This is a genomic window from Luteimonas sp. J29 (assembly GCF_000472505.1).
Lineage (GTDB): Bacteria > Pseudomonadota > Gammaproteobacteria > Xanthomonadales > Xanthomonadaceae > Luteimonas.
This window is the reverse complement of record NZ_AWZR01000018.1, coordinates 1-1,786: the sequence shown is the minus strand read 5'-3', so window position 1 is coordinate 1,786 and position 1,786 is coordinate 1. Positions and strand designations below refer to the sequence as shown.

Annotated in this window: 1 pseudogene; it reads left to right on the top strand. The window is 74.1% G+C overall.

From position 1 onward, the window contains the following. Positions 1 to 1,786 (top strand): annotated as a pseudogene (locus tag LUTJ29_RS17705) (cell surface protein); the annotation flags it as partial.

Below are 1,786 nucleotides of genomic sequence, written 5' to 3'. Positions count from 1 at the left end.
AACGCGACGGCGACGGCCGACAGCGCGACGGCGGTGGGCGGGAGCCTGTACTACGAGGATCCGACCACGGGCGAGGTGCTGCTGGACCAGACGACCACCGCCTCGGGGGTGGGCTCGAGCGCGTTCGGCGCGGGCGCGCAGGCCAACGGTGCGTTCAGCACCGCGACCGGCGCGGCGGCGACGGCCGACGGCCTGCAGGCCTCGGCCTATGGCTACAGCAGCATGGCGTCGAGCACGGCTTCCAGCGCCCTCGGCGCCTTCAGCGAGGCGACCGGCGGCTACGCCACGGCCGTGGGCTACGGCAGCGTGGCCAGCGGCGACTACGGCCTGGCGGTCGGCGGCATCGCCGATTACGGCGATCTGCTCATCGGATTCCCGGGACTGATACTGCAGGTGACCGAGGCCAGCGGCGTCGCTTCCACCGCGATCGGCAATGGCGCCTGGGCAACCGGCCTGGGCGCGACGTCGGTGGGGACGCTGGCCGAGGCGACCGGCGTCCAGTCGACCGCCCTCGGCACCCTGGCCTACGCCACTGCCGATGGTGCCAGTGCCCTGGGCAGCGGCAGCCTGGCCAGCGGCGAAGACTCGACCGCGGTCGGCTTCCTGGCTGGCGCCACCGGCGCCAACAGCGTCGCCCTGGGCGCTGGCTCGCAGGCCGACCGCGCCAACACCGTGTCGGTGGGCGACGTGGGCGCCGAACGCCAGATCACCAACGTGGCGGCGGGCACCGAGGCGACGGACGCGGTGAACCTGGCGCAGCTCGAGGCCGTGGCCGGCGTGGCGGAACAGACCAGCCGCTACTTCCAGGCCAGCGGCGGCGAAACCGACAACGAGGCGTACGTCGAAGGCGATTACGCGACCGCCGCGGGCGAGTCGGCGACGGCGCTGGGCACGGGTGCGACGGCGCTGGGCAGCGGCGCGTTCGCGCTGGACGGTTTCGCGACCGCGGTGGGCTTCAACGCGGTGGCCGAGCAGGCCAGCTCGGTGGCCGTGGGCGCGATGAGCCAGGCCTACGGCGAGTACGCGGTGGCCGTGGGTGGCGAGGCGGTGGCCGACGGCTTCGCGGCGACCGCCACGGGCGCCGGTGCGCTGGCCAACGGCGACGGCGCGACGGCCTCGGGTGCGCTGTCGACGGCCGACGGCATCGAGGCAACTGCGCTGGGAGCGTTCGCCGAGGCGACGGGCGACGTGTCGACGGCGGTGGGCGCCGAGGCGGTGGCCTCGGGGACAGAGTCGTCGGCGTTCGGTGCGCTGTCCCAGGCCACCGGCAACTTCTCGACCGCGATCGGCGGCGAGGCGGTGGCGTCGGGCTTCAACAGCACCTCGGTCGGCAGCTGGAGCACGGCGTCGGGCTACAACGCCACGGCGCTGGGTGCGGACAGCATCGCATCGGGCGACGACAGCGTGGCGGTGGGCCAGGCGGCCACGGCGAGCGGCGTCGAAAGCGTGGCGATCGGCGGCAGCTCGTTCTTCGGACTGTTCCCGGCCGAGGCATCGGGCGACTACTCCACGGCGGTCGGCGCCGGTGCCTGGGCGACCGGGACCAACAGTACCGCGCTGGGCAACTTCAGCACCGCGATCGGCGAGGACAGCACGGCGCTGGGCGCGGGCAGCTTCGCCGCCGCGAGCAACAGCGTGGCGCTGGGCGTGAACTCGGAAGCCGACCGCGACGACACGGTGTCGGTGGGCAGCGCGGGCGCCGAACGCCAGATCACCAACGTGGCCGCGGGCACCGAGGCGACGGACGCGGTGAACCTGGCGCAGCTGGAAGACGCCACGGCGAGCA